Origin of the sequence: Bradyrhizobium sp. PMVTL-01, from assembly GCF_051861855.1 — a bacterium.
In the GTDB taxonomy this organism is placed as follows: Bacteria; Pseudomonadota; Alphaproteobacteria; order Rhizobiales; family Xanthobacteraceae; genus Bradyrhizobium.
Genome location: NZ_CP193982.1, coordinates 7,235,330 through 7,252,879, shown reverse-complemented (window position 1 = coordinate 7,252,879; position 17,550 = coordinate 7,235,330). Strand labels below are relative to the sequence as shown.

Genomic DNA, 17,550 nt, shown 5'->3' with positions numbered 1-17,550 from the left:
TCCCTGCGGAACGGCAAGCGCAGTTTGCGAGTTACCCCTGACTAACCTCTTCCGTGACCTCGTTAAAATCCCTGCCCCCGGCCAAATCATGGCCTGCAAGCTGCGTGCCGTATGGATCTTTTAGCTCAAGCCCGGATCAAGGGCGTTCAGTCCGAATTCGTCGACGCCCTCGGCAAGCTGCGGGTCACCGCGCCCGAGGCGCTCAAATCCATCCTCGACGCGCTGCCGGAGAAGCGGGTCTACCGTTTCGTCAGCGGGCCTGTCGTGGTGCGCGCCCTAGGGCATCCGCGCACTGAACTAGCGGCAACCGGGACGCCGCCCTTGCAATGGAAGATCGTCGGCAACGGCAATGTGATCGCGCAAGGTGAAGCGCGCGAGCCGGTCATTGCCTGGCCAGCCGCCCTGCCGCTCGGCTATCACCGCCTGATGCTGACCGATGCCGGAGGCGTGAGCGAAGATGTGCCGATGATCGTGGCGCCCGAGCGCGCCTTCGGCGGCGATTTCGATCGCGGCTGGCTGCTCGCCGTGCAGCTCTACAGCGTCCGCTCGGACCGCAATTGGGGCATCGGCGATTTCACCGACCTCGCCGGTCTCCTCCGGCTGGCCAAGCAACTCGGTGCCGACGGTGTCGGCCTCAATCCGCTGCACGTGTTGTTCGACGATCAGCCCGCCGATTGCAGCCCCTATTCGCCGAATAGCCGGCTGTTTCTCAATCCGCTCTATATCGACGTCGAGGCGATCCCGGAATTTTCCGCCGATCTCGTCCCCGATGTGGCCGCGACCGCCGCGCGGCTGCGCGAAGGCGACCGCGTGCCCTATGCCGACATGGCGGCGCTGAAATGGCTGGCTTTGCGCGCGGCCTTCAACAGCTTCGTGACCGGCGCGAGCGCGGCGCGCCGCAAGGACTTTGATGCCTTCCGCGCCGCTCGCGCGCCGCTGTTGTCCCGCTTTGCCTGTTTCGAGGTGCTGCGCCATCGCTTCAACCGGCCATGGTGGGAATGGCCGACCGAATGGCAACGGCCGGACGAAGCCAAATGCGCCGAGCTGCGCAACGGGCCTGATAAGCGCGCGGTCGAGTTCGTCGAATTCGTGCAATGGACGGCCGACAGCCAGTTGCATGCCGCCAAGGAGCTGGCCGGCCAGCTCGGCATGCGCGTCGGGCTCTATCTCGACGTCGCCGTCGGCGTGCAGTCCAACGGCTTCGATGCCTGGAACGAGCAGACCGCGATTTCCCGCCACCTCGCGGTCGGCGCGCCGCCCGACGTGCTCAACACTGTCGGCCAGGACTGGGGCCTTGCCGGCTTCAACGCCGGCGGCCTGGAGGCGCAATCCTTCGTGCCGTTCGCCGACATGCTGGCGGCCTCGATGCGCCATGCCGGCGCCATCAGGCTCGATCACGTGCTCGGCTTGAAGCGGCTCTATCTGGTGCCGCGCGGCTTCAAGCCGGACAACGGCGCCTACGTGCAGATGCCCTTCGAGGCGCTGCTCGCCGCGGTGGTGCGCGAGAGCGCGGCCCACAAATGCATCGTGATCGGTGAGGACCTCGGCACTGTGCCGGAAGGCTTTCGCGAGACCATGCAGGATTTCGGCATCTGGTCCTATCTCGTCATGATGTTCGAGCGCGACGAGACCGGCCGCTTTCGCAACGTCGAGCATTACCGGCCCAATGCGCTCGTCGCGCTGAACACGCATGATTTGTCGACCTATGCGGGCTGGCGCTCCTTCGGTGACCTCAAGATGAAGCGCTCGCTCGGGCTCGATCCCGGGGAGAACGACCAGGCCCGCTGGGATGCGCTGGGCAGGCTCGACGAGATCTTGCGGCAGAACGGCATCAATGCCAACGACCTCTATTCGGTGCTCGCCTTCCTGTCGCGCACGCCCTCGCGCCTGCTCGCGGTGTCCATGGAAGATCTGCTCGGCGTGGTCGACCAGCCCAACATTCCGGGCACGATCGACGAGCATCCGAACTGGCGCCAGCGCCTTCCCGTCGCGCTCGACAGGATCGCCTCGAAGATCGATCTCACGGCCTTGCGAGCGGCGACGCGGGAACGTTCGCTGACCGGCGGGGGTTGATCGGGCGGGGATTTTTCAGGCTCGCACGACATTGACGCAGAGGATCGAGGACTATGCGCTGATCGGCGATTGCGAGACCGCGGCGCTGGTCGGGCGCAACGGCTCGATCGACTGGCTGTGCTGGCCCGCCTTCGATTCCGACGCCTGCTTTGCCGCGATCCTCGGCAACCACAGGAATGGCCGCTGGCTGATCGCGCCAAGCGAGGACGTCACCGCGATCTCGCGCCGCTATCTCGGCAATACCCTCATCCTTGAAACTCGCTTTGAGACGAAGAGCGGCACCGTCGCGTTGATCGACTTCATGCCGCCGCGCGGCAGGGCGTCCGACATCGTGCGTCTGGTTCGCGGCATCAGCGGCAGCGTGAAGATGCGGATGGAGCTCGTCATCCGCTTCGGTTTCGGCGTGGACATTCCCTGGGTGCGGCGCATCGACCACGCCCTGCTGGCGGTCGCAGGGCAAGACATGACGGTGCTCCGTACGCCGGTCGAGACCCGCGGCGAGGATCTGACCACGGTGTCGGACTTCGAGGTGAGGGCAGGCGAGACCATTCCCTTCGTGATGACCTACGGCCCCTCGCATCTCGAGCCGCCCGGGCCGATCGATCCTGAGGTCGCGCTCAAGGAGACCGAGAATTTCTGGCAGGACTGGTGCCGCCGTTACGCCCGCGACGGCGATTACCACGATCTCATCCTGCGCTCGCTGATCACGCTGAAGGCGCTGACCTTCGGCCCCACCGGCGGCATCGTCGCGGCGCCCACCACCTCGCTGCCGGAAAAGCTCGGCGGCAGCAGGAATTGGGACTACCGCTTCTGCTGGCTGCGCGATGCCACCTTCACGCTGCTGGCGCTGATGAACTCGGGCTACACCGAGGAGGCCTCGGCCTGGCACAATTGGCTGCTGCGTGCGGCCGCCGGCTCGCCGTCCAACATGCAAATCATGTACGGCATCTGGGGCCAGCGCCGGCTGCTCGAATGGGAGGCGGGCTGGCTTGACGGCTACGAGGGCGCGCGGCCGGTGCGTGTCGGCAACGCCGCGCATGCGCAGCTCCAGCTCGACGTCTACGGCGAACTGATCGACGCCTTCCACCAGTCGCGCATGGCGAGACTGAAGCTCGACGAGGAAAGCTGGGCGCTGGAATGCGCGGTGCTCAACCATCTCGCCGAGGTCTGGGATCGGCCCGATCACGGCATCTGGGAGCGGCGTGGGCAGCCCCGGCACTACGTGTTCTCAAAGGTGATGACCTGGGTCGCCTTCGACCGCGGCATCAAGAGCGCCGAGACCTTTGGCTTCAAGGCGCCGCTGCTGCATTGGCGTGCGTTGCGCGAAGCCATTCATCGCGACGTTTGCAACAACGGTTTTGACGCGGAGGAGAACGCCTTCATCGAGTCCTACGGCTCGAAACTGCTCGATGCCAGCGTGCTGCTGCTGCCGGCGGTCGGCTTTCTGGCGGCGGAGGACCCGCGCATCCGTGGCACCATCGCCGCCGTCGAGACATGCTTGATGCGCGACGGTTTCGTGCTGCGGCACGATCCGCGCGAGCTGGCTGCAGGACAGCCGCCGCTCGAGGGCGCGTTCCTGGCGTGCAGCCTGTGGCTGGCTGACGCCCATGTGCTGTCAGGCAATCTCGACAAGGCGCAGGAATTGTTCGATCGCGTGGTCGGGGTCGCGAACGATGTCGGGCTCCTCGCCGAAGAATACGACTCCGCGGCCCGCCGCCAGAGCGGCAACTTCCCGCAGGCGCTGACCCACATCGCGCTGATAAACACCGCGCACAATCTGTCGGCGGCAAGACGGAAGAGCGAGAAGCCGGCGATGCAGCGGTCGCAGTAGATCGGCGCGGCAGGTTCTTCACCTCTCCCCGCTGGGGAGAGGTAGACATCCGGCGGCAGGCGATAGGCGAGGCGATCAAGCCCTAACCCACCCCGTTCCGCTTCAGGATCATCTCCATCGCCTCGGCAAAACCGTCCTGCTCGTTGCTCCCGGTGACATGGGTCGCCTCGTCCTTGACGTTGTCGGCGGCGTTGCCCATGGCAATCGAGGTGCCGCTGACGCGGAACATCGCGAGGTCGTTCTGCATGTCGCCGATGGTGGCGACCGCGTCGGTCGAGATGCCCAGGCGCTTGGCCATAAACTCGACGAACGTGCCTTTGTTGAAACCGGGCGGCGTGACGTCGAGATAGTAGGTCTGCGAGCGCACCGCGGTGGCCTCGCTGCCGACCGCCTCCTGCATCGCCTTCTCGCAAGCGGCGAGCCTGGCCGCGTCGGCGCTGGCGCCGACGATCTTGCAGGCGCTCGCAAGATACGGCGAGAAATCCGTCACGATGGTCGGGTCGGAGCGGATCGTGTGCCGCTCATGCGCGACGTATTGACCGTTTGGATTATCGATCAGCCATTCGTCGGTGGTGAACAGCCAGATGTCGGCGCCGTAGTCGCGGAGGATCTTCAAGGAACGCTCGGCCGCAGCCGGCGGAATCAGGTGCTGCTCGACCGGCCGCATCTCGGGATCGACGATCGAGGAGCCGTTGAACGGGCCGACCGGCAGCCACAGCGCCAGCGGCTCGATCAGGAAGCGCATGCCGATCGCGGGCCGGCTGGAGGTGATGGTGAAGCCGATGCCGGCCTGGTGCAGCCGGTGCACTGCGCTCCGCGCACGCTCGGTCAGCGTCTTGTCCTTGGTCAGCAGCGTGCCGTCGACGTCGGAGACCACGAGTGAGATGGGAGTCATGGCAGAACCTTGGATATTGCCCCGCCCAGTTTCAATTGCCGCACGACGCCGTCCACGATCGCCTCGACGGTCTCGTCGATCGACACGGTGATGACGTGCTCGCCTGGCTCCGGCGGCTCCAGCGTGTCGAACTGGCTGGTCAGCAGCCCGGGCGGCATGAAATGGCCCTTGCGCTGCGCGAGCCGCTGGGCGATCAGCTCTTTCGTCCCCTTCAGGAACACGAAGCGGACATCACTGCGCCCGCGCAGCAGCACGTCACGATAGGCGTGCTTCAGCGCCGAGCAGGCGATGATGACATGCTCGCCGCGTCCGCACACCCGCTCGATCTCGTCGGCGATGGCGTTGAGCCAGGGCCAGCGGTCCTCGTCGGTGAGGGGATGGCCGGCCCGCATTTTCTCGACATTGCTGGCGGGATGGAAGCTGTCGCCGTCCTCGAAGCGCCAGCCGAGCCGCTCACCGAGTGCCCCTGCAACCGTGCTCTTGCCCGAACCCGACACGCCCATCACGATCAACGCACAAGGTGCTTCAACGCGGCCCACGAATTTCCTCCGGAAGCGCGGCCCCGGCGACCAGCCAGACGGTCTCACCATTCGAGCGCGCGCGTAAGGCCGGCAGATTCTCGCCATTGAGGAGGCGCGTCAAGATCGCCTGCTTGTCGTGCCCGGCAATCTCGAACAGCATTTCGCGGCAGGAGGCCAGGGCGGGCAGGGTGAGCGAGACCCGCGGCACGAAAGGCGCGACATTGGCCTTGGGGACGCCGATGACCCAGCGCCTGACCTCCTCGATCTCGGGATAGCCGGGAAACAGCGAGGCGGTGTGGCCGTCCGGGCCTGCGCCCATCAGGACGAGGTCGAACAGCGGCCGCGCCGGATCGAGTTGGTCTGCGCCGTAGAAGGCCTGCAGCTCGCGTGCATAGGCCTCGGCGCTGCGATCCGGATCTCCGGTCGCCGTCGGGATCGGATGGACATGGCCGGCAGGCGCATTGCGATCGAGAAATGCCGCCCGCGCCACCGCCATGTTGTTGAGAGGATCGCTTTCAGGCACGAACCGCTCGTCGCCGATGAACCAGTGCACGCGGTCCCACGGGATTTTTCCACGCCAGGAATCGCTGCCGAGCAATTGATAGAGCTTCTTCGGGCTCGAGCCGCCGGTCAGGCAGATCGCGATACGCCCGGGATTGGCGCCGATCCGCGCCATCACCCGGTCGGCCGCGGCCTGCGCCAGCGCCTCGGCATCGGCCGCGACGATCAGCTTCGGTTGTCCGGCCGCAATCACGAAAATTTCCGCCAGCTTCGCCCGTCGCGCCGGAGCAGCTCGTCGGCGCAGGCGGGGCCGTCGCTGCCGGCTTCATAGGTCTCGATGCCGTTGTTGCCCGCGCTCTTCCAGGCATCCAGGAACGGCTGCACCGCCTGCCATCCTGCCTCGATGCCGTCGGCGCGCTGGAACAGGATGTTGTCGCCGATCATGCAGTCGTAGATCAGCGTCTCGTAGCCGGTGGAGGGATCGGCCTGGAAATAGTCGCCATAGCGGAACTTCATCTCGACGCCATCGATGGTGATGCTCGGCCCCGGGATCTTGGCGTTGAACTGCAGCTCGATGGTCTCGGTCGGCGCGATGCCGATGGTGAGGAAATTCTGCGACAGGCGGTCGACGTCCGTACCCGAAAACATCGACAGCGGCGCCTGCTTGAACTTGATCGCAACCTCGGTGCGCTTGTGACCCAGCGCCTTGCCGGTGCGCAAGTAGAACGGGACGCCGGCCCAGCGCCAATTGTCGATCATCAGCTTCAGCGCGACAAACGTCTCGGTGGTGCTGTCGGGTTTGACGTCATCGGTCTTGCGATAGTCCGTGATCTCGTCGTCACCGATGCGGCCGGCGAGGTATTGCGCACGCACCGAATTTCTCAGCGCCTCTTCCCGGCTCGGCTGCTGGATCGAGGTCAGCACGTCGGCCTTCTCGGAGCGCACCGAATGTGCGTCGAACCGCGCGGGCGGCTCCATGGCAACGAGCGACATCAGCTGGAACAGGTGGTTCGGCACCATGTCGCGCAGCGCGCCGGTGGCGTCGTAGAAGCCGCCGCGATGGCCGACGCCGAGCTTCTCCTCCACCGTGATCTGGATGTGGTCGATGTGGTTGCGATTCCAGATCGGCTCGAACATGCCGTTGGCAAAGCGCAGCACCAGGATGTTCTGCACGGTCTCCTTGCCGAGATAATGATCGATCCGGTAGATCTGGTGCTCGTCCATGATCTTCAGCAGCTCGGCGTTCAGAGCCTTGGCTGAGGCGAGATCGGTGCCGAACGGCTTTTCGATCACGAGACGTCGCCAGGCGCCGTTCTCCTTCATCATGCCGGTGCGGCCGAGCTCGCGCGCGGTCGGCGCGAACGCGGCGGGCGGCGTTGCCAGATAGAACAGCCGGTTGCCGCCGGTCTCCTGCGCGCATTCCAGCGAATCCAGATGCTCGCGCAGGCGATCGAAGGAGGGCGGATCCTTCGGATCGGCCTCGACGAAGGTCAGGCATTCCAGCAGCCTCGTGGCGACGTCGTCGTCCACGGGACGGGTCGCGAATTGCCGCAATCCCTTCATCAGGCTGTCGCGCAGCTCGTCATCCGACTGGCCCCTGCGCGCCACGCCGACGACGCAGAATTTTTCCGGCAGCAGGTGCTCGGCCGCCAGATTGTAGAGCGAGGGCATCACAAGACGATGGGTGAGGTCGCCGGTGACACCGAAGATGACGAAGGCGCAATTTTCCGGCTTGCGCTTGGCTTGCGGATCTTTGGTCACGAATTGTCGGCCTTCGCTTGTCTACTTATTACTTTGGTTTCGAAGCGCCCGGCTGCTTCGGCTCCTTGTGGCCGCCGAAACCCGCGCGCATCGCGGACAGAATTTTTTCGGCAAAGGTGTGTTCCTTGCGGGAACGGAAACGTGCGTAGAGCGCGGCGGTCAAGACTTCGGCCGGCACGGCCTCGTCGATCGCGGCATTTACGGTCCAGCGTCCTTCGCCGGAATCCTCCACGAAGCCGGAATATTCCGCGAGTTGCGGGCTGTCGGCGAGCGCGGTCGAGGTGAGGTCGAGCAGCCAGGACGGAATCACGCTGCCGCGCCGCCACACTTCGGCGATGTCGGCGAGATCGAAATCGTAGCGGTGATCCGCCGGCAGCGCCTCGATGTTGGCATTCTTGAGAATGTCGAAACCTTCGGCATAGGCCTGCATCAGGCCGTATTCGATGCCGTTGTGGATCATCTTGACGAAGTGCCCGGCGCCGATGGGGCCGGCATGGATGTAGCCCTGCTCGATGCGGGGATCGCGGCCCTCGCGTCCTTCGGTGCGCGGAATGTCGCCGGCGCCGGGCGCGAGCGCGGCAAAGATCGGATCGAGCCGGTCGACCACGGCCTTCTCGCCGCCGATCATCATGCAATAGCCGCGGTCGAGACCCCAGACGCCGCCCGATGTGCCGACATCGACATAGTGAATGCCGCGCGCCTTCAGCGCCTTGCCGCGGCGAACGTCGTCCTGCCAGAAGGTGTTGCCTCCGTCGATGATGACATCGCCTTCCTGCATCACCTTTGCGATCGTATCGATCGTCGTCTCGGTGATGTGTCCTGCCGGCAGCATCACCCAGGCCGTGCGCGGCCGCTCCAGCTTCGAGATGAATTCCTCGAGTGTCGCCGAGCCGACTGCGCCGTCCGCGGCAAGGCCGGCGACGGCCTTGGCGTCCTTGTCGTAGACCACGGTCGAATGTCCCTGGCGCATCAGGCGGCGAACGATGTTGCCGCCCATCCGGCCGAGGCCGATCATGCCGAGTTGCATGTGAGAGATTCCCTTAATTCAGTGCGTCGTTGAGCGCGGCATTGAGCGTCGCGAGACCCTTCTGGAGCCCGCCCTTCAGGTGAACACGCAGCGCGCGCCGGCCACGCTCGGTGAGCACGTCGAAATCGCCGCGCGCCTGCGCCGCCTTGATCACGCCGAAGCTCGCCTTCTGGCCCGGCACGGCCAGGTCCTTGGCGTCGTCGGCGGTGATCTGGAGGAACACGCCGCTGTCGGGACCGCCCTTGTAGGCCTGGCCTGTCGAGTGCAGGAAGCGCGGTCCGAACTCGGCACAGGTCGCGACATGCCGCTTCTCGCGCACCTCTAGCCGCATCGCCTGGAGGGCATCGATGGTGGCCTTGTCGCGCGCGATGTAGCCGAGCAGAGCGACATAGTCGCCCTCGCTGGAGCGCGACAGATGGGCCTTCAGCCAGGATGTGAGGTCGCCATTGGCGCCGGCGGCGCGCAGCGCGGTGGCGTTGGCCTCGTCGGTGTAGAGATCGGCCTCGTCCGTGCTGACCACCGGCTGCTCCGCGGGCAGCGCGCCGGTCTTCTCGAACGACGCGGTGAGCTCGCGGGTCTTGATCTTGGCGGCTTCCACGTCGGGCTGGTCGAACGGGTTGATGCCGAGGATCGAGCCCGCCACGGCCGTGGCCATCTCGAAGCGGAAGAACTCCTGGCCGAGGTGCTCGATCGACTTCATGACGATGCGCACCACGGGATGGCCGGCCGCTTCGATCGCGGCAAGCTTGGAGTCGTGTGCGGCGTCTGCTTCGCCGTCGACGCGGATGTCGATGAAGAAGCGATCGTTGCCATAGACCGAAGGATCGCCCAGCGGCTCGCCGTCGATCGGGATCAGGCCCTTGCCCTCCTTGCCGGTGGATTCCGCGATCAGCTGCTCGGCCCAGGCGCCGAAATCGGCGATCTTCTTCGACGACAGGATCGTCACCTTGTCGCGGCCTTCGAGCGCGGCCAATCCCATGGCAAGGCCGAGCTGCGCGCCCGGGTTTTCGGACGGCGGCACGTCCGGCCCGCAGGAGCGGGCCATGGACAGCGCATGCTTGATGAAGGTCTTGAGGTCGATGCCGGCGGTTGCCGCCGGCACCAGCCCGAACGGCGACAGCACCGAATAGCGTCCGCCGATCGAGGGCTCGCCATGGAAGATGCGTGCGTAGTTCAGCTGCTTGGCAGCCTTCTCCAGCGACGAGCCGGGGTCGGTCACCGCGATGAAGCGATGGCCGGTCTTCACCTTTGGCCCGACCGCCTTCGCCACGCGCTCGTGGAAATAGTCCTTCATCGCGTTCGGCTCGGTGGTGCCGCCGGACTTGCTGGAGACGATGAAGACCGTGTTGGCGATGTCGATCTTGTCTTCCATCGCCCGCACCTGCGCGGGGTCGGTGGAGTCGAGCACATGCAGCTTGGGGAAGCCCACCTTTTTCCCGAACGTCGCGGCCAGCACCTCGGGTCCGAGGCTCGATCCGCCCATGCCGAGCACGACGGCGTCGGAGAATTTCTGGCCCTTCACGCGGCCTGCATAATCTTCATAGTCGGCGATGTCGGCCTTGGAAGCGCTGTCGAGCCAGCCGAGCCATTTGTCCTCGTCGGTGCCGGTCCAGACCGATTTGTCGCGCTGCCAGAGCCTGCGGATCTTGGCCGAGGCACGCCATTCCTCGGTGCTCTTGGCCACGGCCTTGCCGAGGCCGTCGCCGAGCGAAAGCTGCTGCCGGTCGAGCGCCGGCCTGAGCACGGTGGCCCGCTTGTGCGCGACGGCGCCATAGAGCTTGTCGGCCGCGTCCGCGAACAGCTTGACGCCGTCCCTGACCAGTTCCTCGGTGATCGCATCCAGCGAGATGCCGGAACGCTCCAGCTCCTCCAGCACGCGCCTTGCGTCCTCGACATTCTCCTCCAGGCTGTCGCGCGGCTTGCCGTGATCGCGGAACGCATCCAGCGTTGCCGGCGGCACGGTGTTGATGGTGTCGGGGCCGATCAGCTCCTCGACATAAAGGACGTCGCTGTAGTCCTTGTTCTTGGTGCCGGTCGACGCCCACAGCATGCGCTGCGGCTTTGCCCCCTTGGCGGCGAGCTTCTCCCAGCGCGGACCCGAGAACAGGCGCTTGTAGTCCTGATAGGCGAGCTTGGCGTTGGCGATCGCGACCTTGCCCTTCAGCGCGGCGAGCCGCTCCTTCTCGGACGGATCGTTGGCGCGCGCGATCTTCTCGTCGAGCTGCTTGTCGACCACGGAGTCGATGCGGCTGACGAAGAAGCTTGCCACGCTGGCCACGTGCGACGGATCGCCGCCGCCGGCGACGTATTTCTCCAGACCCGACAGATAGGCCTCCGCCACCTCGAGATAGACGGCCTTGGAGAACAGCAGCGTGATGTTGATGCTGATGCCGTCGCCGATCAGCGTCTCGATCGCCGGCAGGCCCTCGGTCGTCGCCGGCACCTTCACCATCAGGTTCTTGCGACCGACGTCCTTCCACAGCCGCCGTGCTTCAGTGACGGTGCCGGCCGTGTCCATCGCCAGATATGGTGACACTTCCAGGCTGACATAGCCGTCGCCGCCCTTGAGGCGGTCGTAGACCGGGCGCAGCACGTCGGCGGCATTCTGGATGTCCTCGACCGCGACGGCCTCGAACAGGTCGGCCACGGTCCGGTCGCCGCGCTTCAGCGCCTTGCCGATCGGGGCGTCATATTCGTCCGAACTGCCGATCGCCTTCTCGAAGATCGACGGATTCGAAGTGACGCCCTTGACGCCATCGGTGTCGATCAGCCGCTTCAGGTCGCCATTGGCGATGAAGCCGCGAGCCAGGAAGTCCAGCCAGACGGCCTGTCCGTGCTTTTCCAGTTCTTTGACGGGATTCATGATGCTTATTTATCTCCAAGCCTGCGGGCGAGGGGTTTCCGCGCCGGTCCTGACGCGGTATCCTCTAGCTTACATGCAACCGGGAGGGAACCAATCAAGGATCTGAGCGTCATACCTCTCGGTGTAACTCCGTCGCGATCATGATGATCCCGGCGGCAGTGGCTATGTTGCGTAAAAAGTCGTTGGCCGGCAAAGGTGCGGCCGAGGTCTCGTTGCGTAACGGCTGTCGGCCGCTGCACAGCGTGTCGTCAGCAGGTTCCGGTTCGCCGGATGGCTGGTGACCCGGTCGCGAATGGCCATGCTGGGGGAAGGCATGCAAGCACATCCTGACGGCCCTCCGCCCGCCGTCTCCGACAGCCCGCAATCGGTCGCGCCGACCGTGCGCGTCGATGCGCCCCACGATCTCGAGATCAACCGATGCACCACACGCTTGCGACTGCTGGTCGCGGCGGCTTTTGCGATGATGCTGTTCAGCACCAGCCTTGCCTTCGACTGGTGGGACAGCCTCGGCGACTACGACACGACGGTCGGTTATGCCGGCGTTGCGGTGTTCGGCCTGATCACCGGCTGGCTGATCTGGCGGCTCCCCGGCCAACGTGGCCCGGTGGTGATCGTCACCCCCTACGGCATCCGCGATCTCCGCATCGGCAATGAATTTCTGCTGTGGGAATCGATCGCGGAGATTTCGACCGAGGAGCGCCGCGGGCGCAGGATGATCTGGCTGACGCCGACGCCGGCGTTGCAGCGGCAGCTCTCCTCTGTTCGCGGCAGGCGGCCGGCGACATCGCGCGGCGCGCAGGACCATCGAATCGCCATTTCCGCCGAGGGACTGGCGACCGATTTTGAGACATTGCTGCGCGCTTGCCGTGAGTGCCATGCCGCCAGCGATGCATGCACCGCATTGCGGCGAGACCGCGATCAAGGCACGCAAGGCTCGGGTGCACAAGGCTCGGGTGCACAAGGCTTGGCCGTACCGGCGTCATAAAGCTGCCGCCGGCTGACGGCTATGTTGCACCGCCGGATGAGCCGATCCCCGGTAAGGCCCGGATGTGGCGGCCGAGTGACATTTTCTGGAAATGAGCGAAGATATGCATAGATTCGCATAAATAACAGGCAGGTGCCTGTTCGTAACTCACCCGGTTGCCTACGTTGTGCGTTGCGTCGAGTCGGCTCCCGGGTGTCCAATGATCGTCATGTGCTCACGCTGATTCGAAACGGCCTGAGGAACGGTCCGGCAACTGCTTTCGTTTCAGCTTGTAGCGGAACTCACGCGGAGAGGGATCATGTACAACGATTCTCTATTCAACGCTTTCGCTCGGTCGTTCGAGGCGAGAAGCCAGCACGACATGTCGATGGCGGAATATCTGGAATCGTGTCGAAGCGATCCCATGAAATACGCAAACGCGGCCGAGCGACTGCTAGCAGCGATCGGCGATCCGCAGACGATTGACACGGCCAAGGACCCACGCCTTGGCCGTATTTTTTTGAACCGCACCATCCGCACCTATCCGGCCTTCGCCGGCTTCTACGGCATGGAAGAAACCATCGAGCGTATCGTCGGTTTCTTCCGGCACGCGGCGCAGGGCCTCGAAGAGCGCAAGCAGATCCTCTATCTGCTCGGTCCGGTCGGCGGCGGCAAATCCTCGCTCGCCGAGCGGCTCAAGTCGCTGATGGAAGTGCAGCCGATCTACGTGCTCAAGGCCGGCGATGAACTCTCGCCGGTGTTCGAAAGCCCGCTCAGCCTGTTCGATCCCGATCACCTCGGGCCGATGCTGGAAGAGAAATACGGCATTCCGCGCCGGCGTCTCACTGGCCTGATGAGCCCATGGTGCTACAAGCGGCTGGAAGCCTTTGGCGGCGATATCTCGCAATTCCGCGTCGCCAAGATCCAGCCGTCGCGGCTGCGCCAGATCGCAGTCTCCAAGACCGAGCCGGGCGACGAGAACAACCAGGACATCTCGTCGCTGGTCGGCAAGGTCGACATCCGCAAGCTCGAGACCTACGCGCAGAACGATCCCGACGCCTACAGCTATTCGGGCGGCCTCAATCGTGCCAACCAGGGCATCCTTGAATTCGTCGAGATGTTCAAGGCGCCGATCAAGATGCTGCACCCGCTGCTCACCGCGACGCAGGAGGGCAACTACATCGGCACCGAGAACATCGGCGCGATTCCGTTCACCGGCGTGATCCTCGCGCACTCCAACGAGGCGGAGTGGGCGAGCTTCAAGGCCAACAAGAACAACGAAGCCTTCATCGACCGCATCTGCGTGATCAAGGTGCCTTACTGCCTGCGGGTCACCGAAGAGCAGAAGATCTACGAGAAGCTGATCCAGGGCTCCGAACTCGCGTCCGCGCCGTGCGCGCCCTCGACGCTGGAGACGCTGGCGCGGTTCTCGGTGATGTCGCGCCTGCGCAAGCACGAGAATTCCACGGTGTTCGCCAAGATGCGGGTTTACGACGGCGAAAGCCTGAAGGAATCCGATCCCAAGGCGCGCAGCGTCCAGGAGTACCGCGATGCCGCCGGCGTCGACGAGGGCATGGACGGCGTCTCCACGCGCTTTGCCTTCAAGATCCTGGCTGCGACCTTCAACCACGATCCGCAGGAGGTCGCCGCCGACGCGGTGCATCTGATGTACGCGCTGGAGCAGTCGATCCGCAGGGAGCAACTGCCCGAGGAAGTCGAGAAGCGCTACCTCGAATTCATCAAGGCCGAGCTGGCGCCGCGCTACGCCGAGTTCATCGGTAACGAGATCCAGAAGGCTTATCTCGAATCCTACTCGGATTATGGCCAGAACCTGTTCGACCGCTACGTCGACTACGCCGACGCCTGGATCGAGGATCAGGACTTCAAGGATCCCGATACGGGCCAGCTTCTGGATCGCGAGCTTTTGAACCAGGAACTGACCAAAATCGAGAAGCCGGCGGGCATCGCCAACCCCAAGGACTTCCGCAACGAGGTCGTCAAATTCTCGTTACGGTCGCGGGCCCAGAACGGCGGCAAGAATCCGACCTGGACCTCCTACGAGAAGATTCGCGACGTGATCGAAAAGCGGATATTCTCCCAGGTCGAGGATCTGCTTCCGGTCATCTCCTTCGGGTCGAAGAAGGACGGCGAGACGGAGAAGAAGCACGGCGAATTCGTCGCACGCATGGTGGAGCGCGGCTACACCGAGCGTCAGGTTCGCCGGCTCGTCGAATGGTACATGCGCGTGAAGCAGGCCGGTTGAGGCGGATGGAAAGTGGCCATTCACATCATTGACAGGCGCCTGAATCCAGGCGGCAAGAGTCTTGAGAACCGGCAGCGGTTCTTGCGTCGGGCCAAATCCCTGGTGCAGGGCGCCGTCAAGAAGACCTCGCAGGAACGCGACATCAAGGACGTCCTGGAGGGGGGTGAGGTCACGATCCCGCTCGACGGGATGCATGAGCCGCGTTTCCGCCGTGAGGGTGGAACGCGGGATATGGTGCTGCCCGGGAACAAGAAGTTCATCGAGGGCGACTATCTGCAGCGCTCCGGTCAGGGCGGCGCCAAGGACTCCGGTCCCGGCGAAGGCGACAGCGAGGACGCCTTCCGCTTCGTGCTCAGCCGAGACGAATTCGTCGATCTCTTCCTCGACGACCTCGAACTGCCGGATCTCGCCAAGCGCAAGATCGCTCAGACCGAGAGCGAGGGCATCCAGCGCGCCGGCTACACCACGTCGGGCTCGCCCGCCAACATCTCGGTGAGCCGCACGGTGAAGCTCGCGCTTGCGCGGCGTATCGCGCTCAAGCGCCCCCGGAAGGAGGAGATCGAGGAGCTGGAAGCCGCGATTGCCGGCTGCACGGACGAGGAAGAGCGGGCTGAGCTGGTCGCCGAGCTTGAAAAGCTGCAGGCGAGGTCCAAGCGCATTCCCTTCATCGATCCGCTCGACATCCGCTACCGCCGCTTCGAGACGGTGCCGAAGCCGGTCGCGCAGGCCGTGATGTTCTGCCTGATGGACGTCTCCGGCTCGATGTCCGAGCACATGAAGGATCTGGCAAAACGCTTCTACATGCTGCTCTACGTGTTCCTGAAGCGCCGCTACAAGCATGTCGAGATCGTCTTCATCCGCCACACCGACCGCGCCGAGGAGGTCGACGAGCAGACCTTCTTCTACGGCCCGGCCTCGGGCGGCACGCTGGTCTCCAGCGCGCTGCAGGCGATGCACGAGATCGTGCGCGAGCGTTTCAATCCCTCGGACTGGAACATCTACGCCGCGCAGGCCTCCGACGGCGACAATTCCTATTCCGACGGCGAGCTCACTGGGCTCCTGCTGACCGACAAGATCCTGCCGGTCTGCCAGTTCTTCGCCTACCTCGAGGTCGGGGAATCCGGCGGCAGCGCCTTCGATCTGTCCGACTCCTCGCTCTGGACTCTCTACGAGCGCCTGCGCAACAGCGGCGCACCGCTCTCGATGCGCAAGGTCTCCGAGCGTAGCGAGATCTTCCCGGTATTCCACGACCTGTTCCAGCGCCGCGAAACTGCTCAGGAGAAAGCCACTCCATGACGGAACGTTTGTTCGAAGGCGCGGATTGGGATTTTCGCACCTTGCAGCGTATCACCGATGCCTGCGAAGAGGTGGCGTTGAAGGATCTCGGGCTCGACGTCTATCCGAACCAGATCGAGGTCATCACCGCCGAGCAGATGCTGGATGCCTACTCGTCGGTCGGCATGCCCTTGTTCTACAAGCACTGGTCCTTCGGCAAGCATTTCGCCTTCCACGAGGCCTCCTACCGCAAGGGCCTGATGGGCCTTGCCTATGAGATCGTGATCAACTCCTCGCCCTGCATCTCCTATCTCATGGAGGAGAACACGGCGACGATGCAGACGCTGGTGATCGCGCACGCCGCTTTCGGCCACAACCACTTCTTCAAGAACAACTACCTGTTCAAGCAGTGGACCGATGCCGAAGGCATCCTGGACTATCTCGATTTCGCCAAGAACTACGTCATGCAATGCGAGGAGCGCTACGGCCGCACCGAGGTCGAGCGCACGCTCGACGCCGCGCATGCGCTGATGTCGCACGGCATCGACCGCTATCCCGGCAAGAAGAAGCTGGATCTGCGCGCCGAGGAGAAGCGGGCAGGGCGCAGGCGCCAGCACGAGGAAGAGGTCTTCAACGATCTCTGGCGCACCGTGCCGGCCGGCAAGAGCAAGAGCCGTTCGACGCTCAGCATCGAGCGGCGCCGCAAGCTGCTTGGCCTGCCGCAGGAGAACCTGCTCTATTTCCTGGAGAAGAGCGCGCCGCGCCTGGCGCCCTGGCAGCGCGAGCTCTTGCGCATCGTCCGCCACATCGCCCAATATTTCTATCCGCAGAGCCAGACCAAGGTGATGAACGAGGGGACGGCGACCTACGTCCACTATCGCATCATGACCCAGCTGCATCAGCAGGGCCGCATCAGCGACGGCAACTTCCTCGAATTCCTGGGCTCGCACACCAACGTGGTGTTCCAGCCCGAATTCGACGATCCGCGCTTCTCGGGCTTCAACCCCTATGCGCTCGGCTTCGCCGTGATGCAGGACATCGAGCGCATCGTCACCAGTCCGGAAGACGAGGACCGCGAGTGGTTTCCCGACATCGCCGGCAAGAACGACGTCATGGGCGTGCTGCGGGACGTCTGGGCCAATTACCGCGATGAGAGCTTCATCGGCCAGTTCCTGAGCCCCAGGCTGATGCGGCACTTCCGCATGTTCCATCTCCACGACGACCCCGAGGAGCGCGCCGGCATCCGCGTCGACGCCATCCACGACGAGCGCGGCTTCCGCCGCGTCCGGCGGGAATTGGCCCGGCAGCATGATGTCGGCTACATCGACGCCAATATCGAGGTGGTCGACGTCGATCTCTCCGGCGACCGCCGCCTGATCCTGCATCACCACGTCATCAAGGGCTCCCAGCTCAACGAGACCGACACCAAGCGCGTGCTCCAGCACCTGGCCGATCTCTGGACCTATGACGTCGCGCTGATCGAAGTCGATGCCAACGACAAGGTCCTGCGCGAGTACGTCGTGAGCCCGCGTCCGATCCCGGCGGCGGTGGCCTGAGGGCGGAACAATACAGCGAG

At 64.5% G+C, this 17,550-nt stretch carries 12 protein-coding genes; 6 read left to right on the top strand and 6 right to left on the bottom strand.

Translation table 11 applies throughout. The annotated features are described in order from the left end of the window. Nucleotides 1-111 precede the first annotated feature (111 nt). Nucleotides 112-2,073 carry a 4-alpha-glucanotransferase gene (gene malQ / locus ACRQ5Q_RS34955; RefSeq protein WP_439370159.1) on the top strand — a complete coding sequence of 654 codons (1,962 nt, stop codon included), beginning with the start codon at nt 112-114 and terminating at the stop codon, nt 2,071-2,073. Between the two features lie 31 nt (nt 2,074-2,104). Beyond that, nucleotides 2,105-3,904: a glycoside hydrolase family 15 protein gene (locus ACRQ5Q_RS34950; RefSeq protein ID WP_439394460.1), complete on the top strand. Its 1,800-nt coding sequence runs from the start codon at nt 2,105-2,107 to the stop codon at nt 3,902-3,904. Between the two features lie 82 nt (nt 3,905-3,986). On the opposite strand, the gene ACRQ5Q_RS34945 is transcribed toward ACRQ5Q_RS34950, so the two are convergent. Genes ACRQ5Q_RS34945 through ACRQ5Q_RS34920 form a run of 6 tightly spaced genes read right to left on the bottom strand, consistent with a single transcriptional unit; the run spans nt 3,987 to nt 11,472 of the window. Next, nucleotides 3,987-4,799, bottom strand: coding sequence for an HAD family hydrolase (locus ACRQ5Q_RS34945; protein ID WP_439394458.1), 813 nt, complete (start codon nt 4,797-4,799; stop codon nt 3,987-3,989). Then, entirely contained in the window at nt 4,796-5,302 is a 507-nt protein-coding gene (locus tag ACRQ5Q_RS34940) for a gluconokinase (protein WP_439375678.1), read from the bottom strand. Before ACRQ5Q_RS34940 ends, ACRQ5Q_RS34945 begins: the two co-directional genes overlap by 4 nt. Nucleotides 5,303-5,324: 22 nt before the next feature. Continuing rightward, nucleotides 5,325-6,074, bottom strand: a complete 750-nt coding sequence (pgl, locus tag ACRQ5Q_RS34935) for a 6-phosphogluconolactonase (RefSeq protein WP_439394457.1) — start codon at nt 6,072-6,074, stop codon at nt 5,325-5,327. Further along, nucleotides 6,071-7,582 carry a glucose-6-phosphate dehydrogenase gene (gene zwf, locus ACRQ5Q_RS34930; protein WP_439394455.1) on the bottom strand — a complete coding sequence of 504 codons (1,512 nt, stop codon included), beginning with the start codon at nt 7,580-7,582 and terminating at the stop codon, nt 6,071-6,073. The genes pgl and zwf overlap by 4 nt, the downstream gene beginning before the upstream one ends. 28 nt (nt 7,583-7,610) lie before the next feature. Beyond that, a complete protein-coding gene (gnd, locus tag ACRQ5Q_RS34925) occupies nt 7,611-8,609 on the bottom strand; it encodes a phosphogluconate dehydrogenase (NAD(+)-dependent, decarboxylating) (protein ID WP_439394453.1) in 999 nt (332 codons plus the stop codon). A gap of 13 nt (nt 8,610-8,622) precedes the next feature. Further along, nucleotides 8,623-11,472: a bifunctional transaldolase/phosoglucose isomerase gene (locus tag ACRQ5Q_RS34920; protein ID WP_439394451.1), complete on the bottom strand. Its 2,850-nt coding sequence runs from the start codon at nt 11,470-11,472 to the stop codon at nt 8,623-8,625. 292 nt (nt 11,473-11,764) lie between these two features. Between ACRQ5Q_RS34920 and ACRQ5Q_RS34915 the strand changes: the two genes are divergently transcribed. The 4 genes from ACRQ5Q_RS34915 to ACRQ5Q_RS34900 all read left to right on the top strand — a co-directional run bounded on the left by ACRQ5Q_RS34915 (nt 11,765) and on the right by ACRQ5Q_RS34900 (nt 17,530). Then, entirely contained in the window at nt 11,765-12,457 is a 693-nt protein-coding gene (locus ACRQ5Q_RS34915; protein ID WP_439399930.1) for an STM3941 family protein, read from the top strand. A 298-nt stretch (nt 12,458-12,755) separates the two neighbouring features. Then, a complete protein-coding gene (locus tag ACRQ5Q_RS34910) occupies nt 12,756-14,699 on the top strand; it encodes a PrkA family serine protein kinase (RefSeq protein ID WP_080134158.1) in 1,944 nt (647 codons plus the stop codon). An 18-nt stretch (nt 14,700-14,717) separates the two neighbouring features. Then, a complete protein-coding gene (locus ACRQ5Q_RS34905; RefSeq protein ID WP_439399929.1) occupies nt 14,718-15,995 on the top strand; it encodes a YeaH/YhbH family protein in 1,278 nt (425 codons plus the stop codon). Beyond that, the gene (locus tag ACRQ5Q_RS34900) at nt 15,992-17,530 is read left to right on the top strand and encodes a SpoVR family protein (protein WP_439370151.1); all 1,539 of its coding nucleotides are present in this window, start codon (nt 15,992-15,994) and stop codon (nt 17,528-17,530) included. The genes ACRQ5Q_RS34905 and ACRQ5Q_RS34900 overlap by 4 nt, the downstream gene beginning before the upstream one ends. Nucleotides 17,531-17,550: the final 20 nt, after the last annotated feature.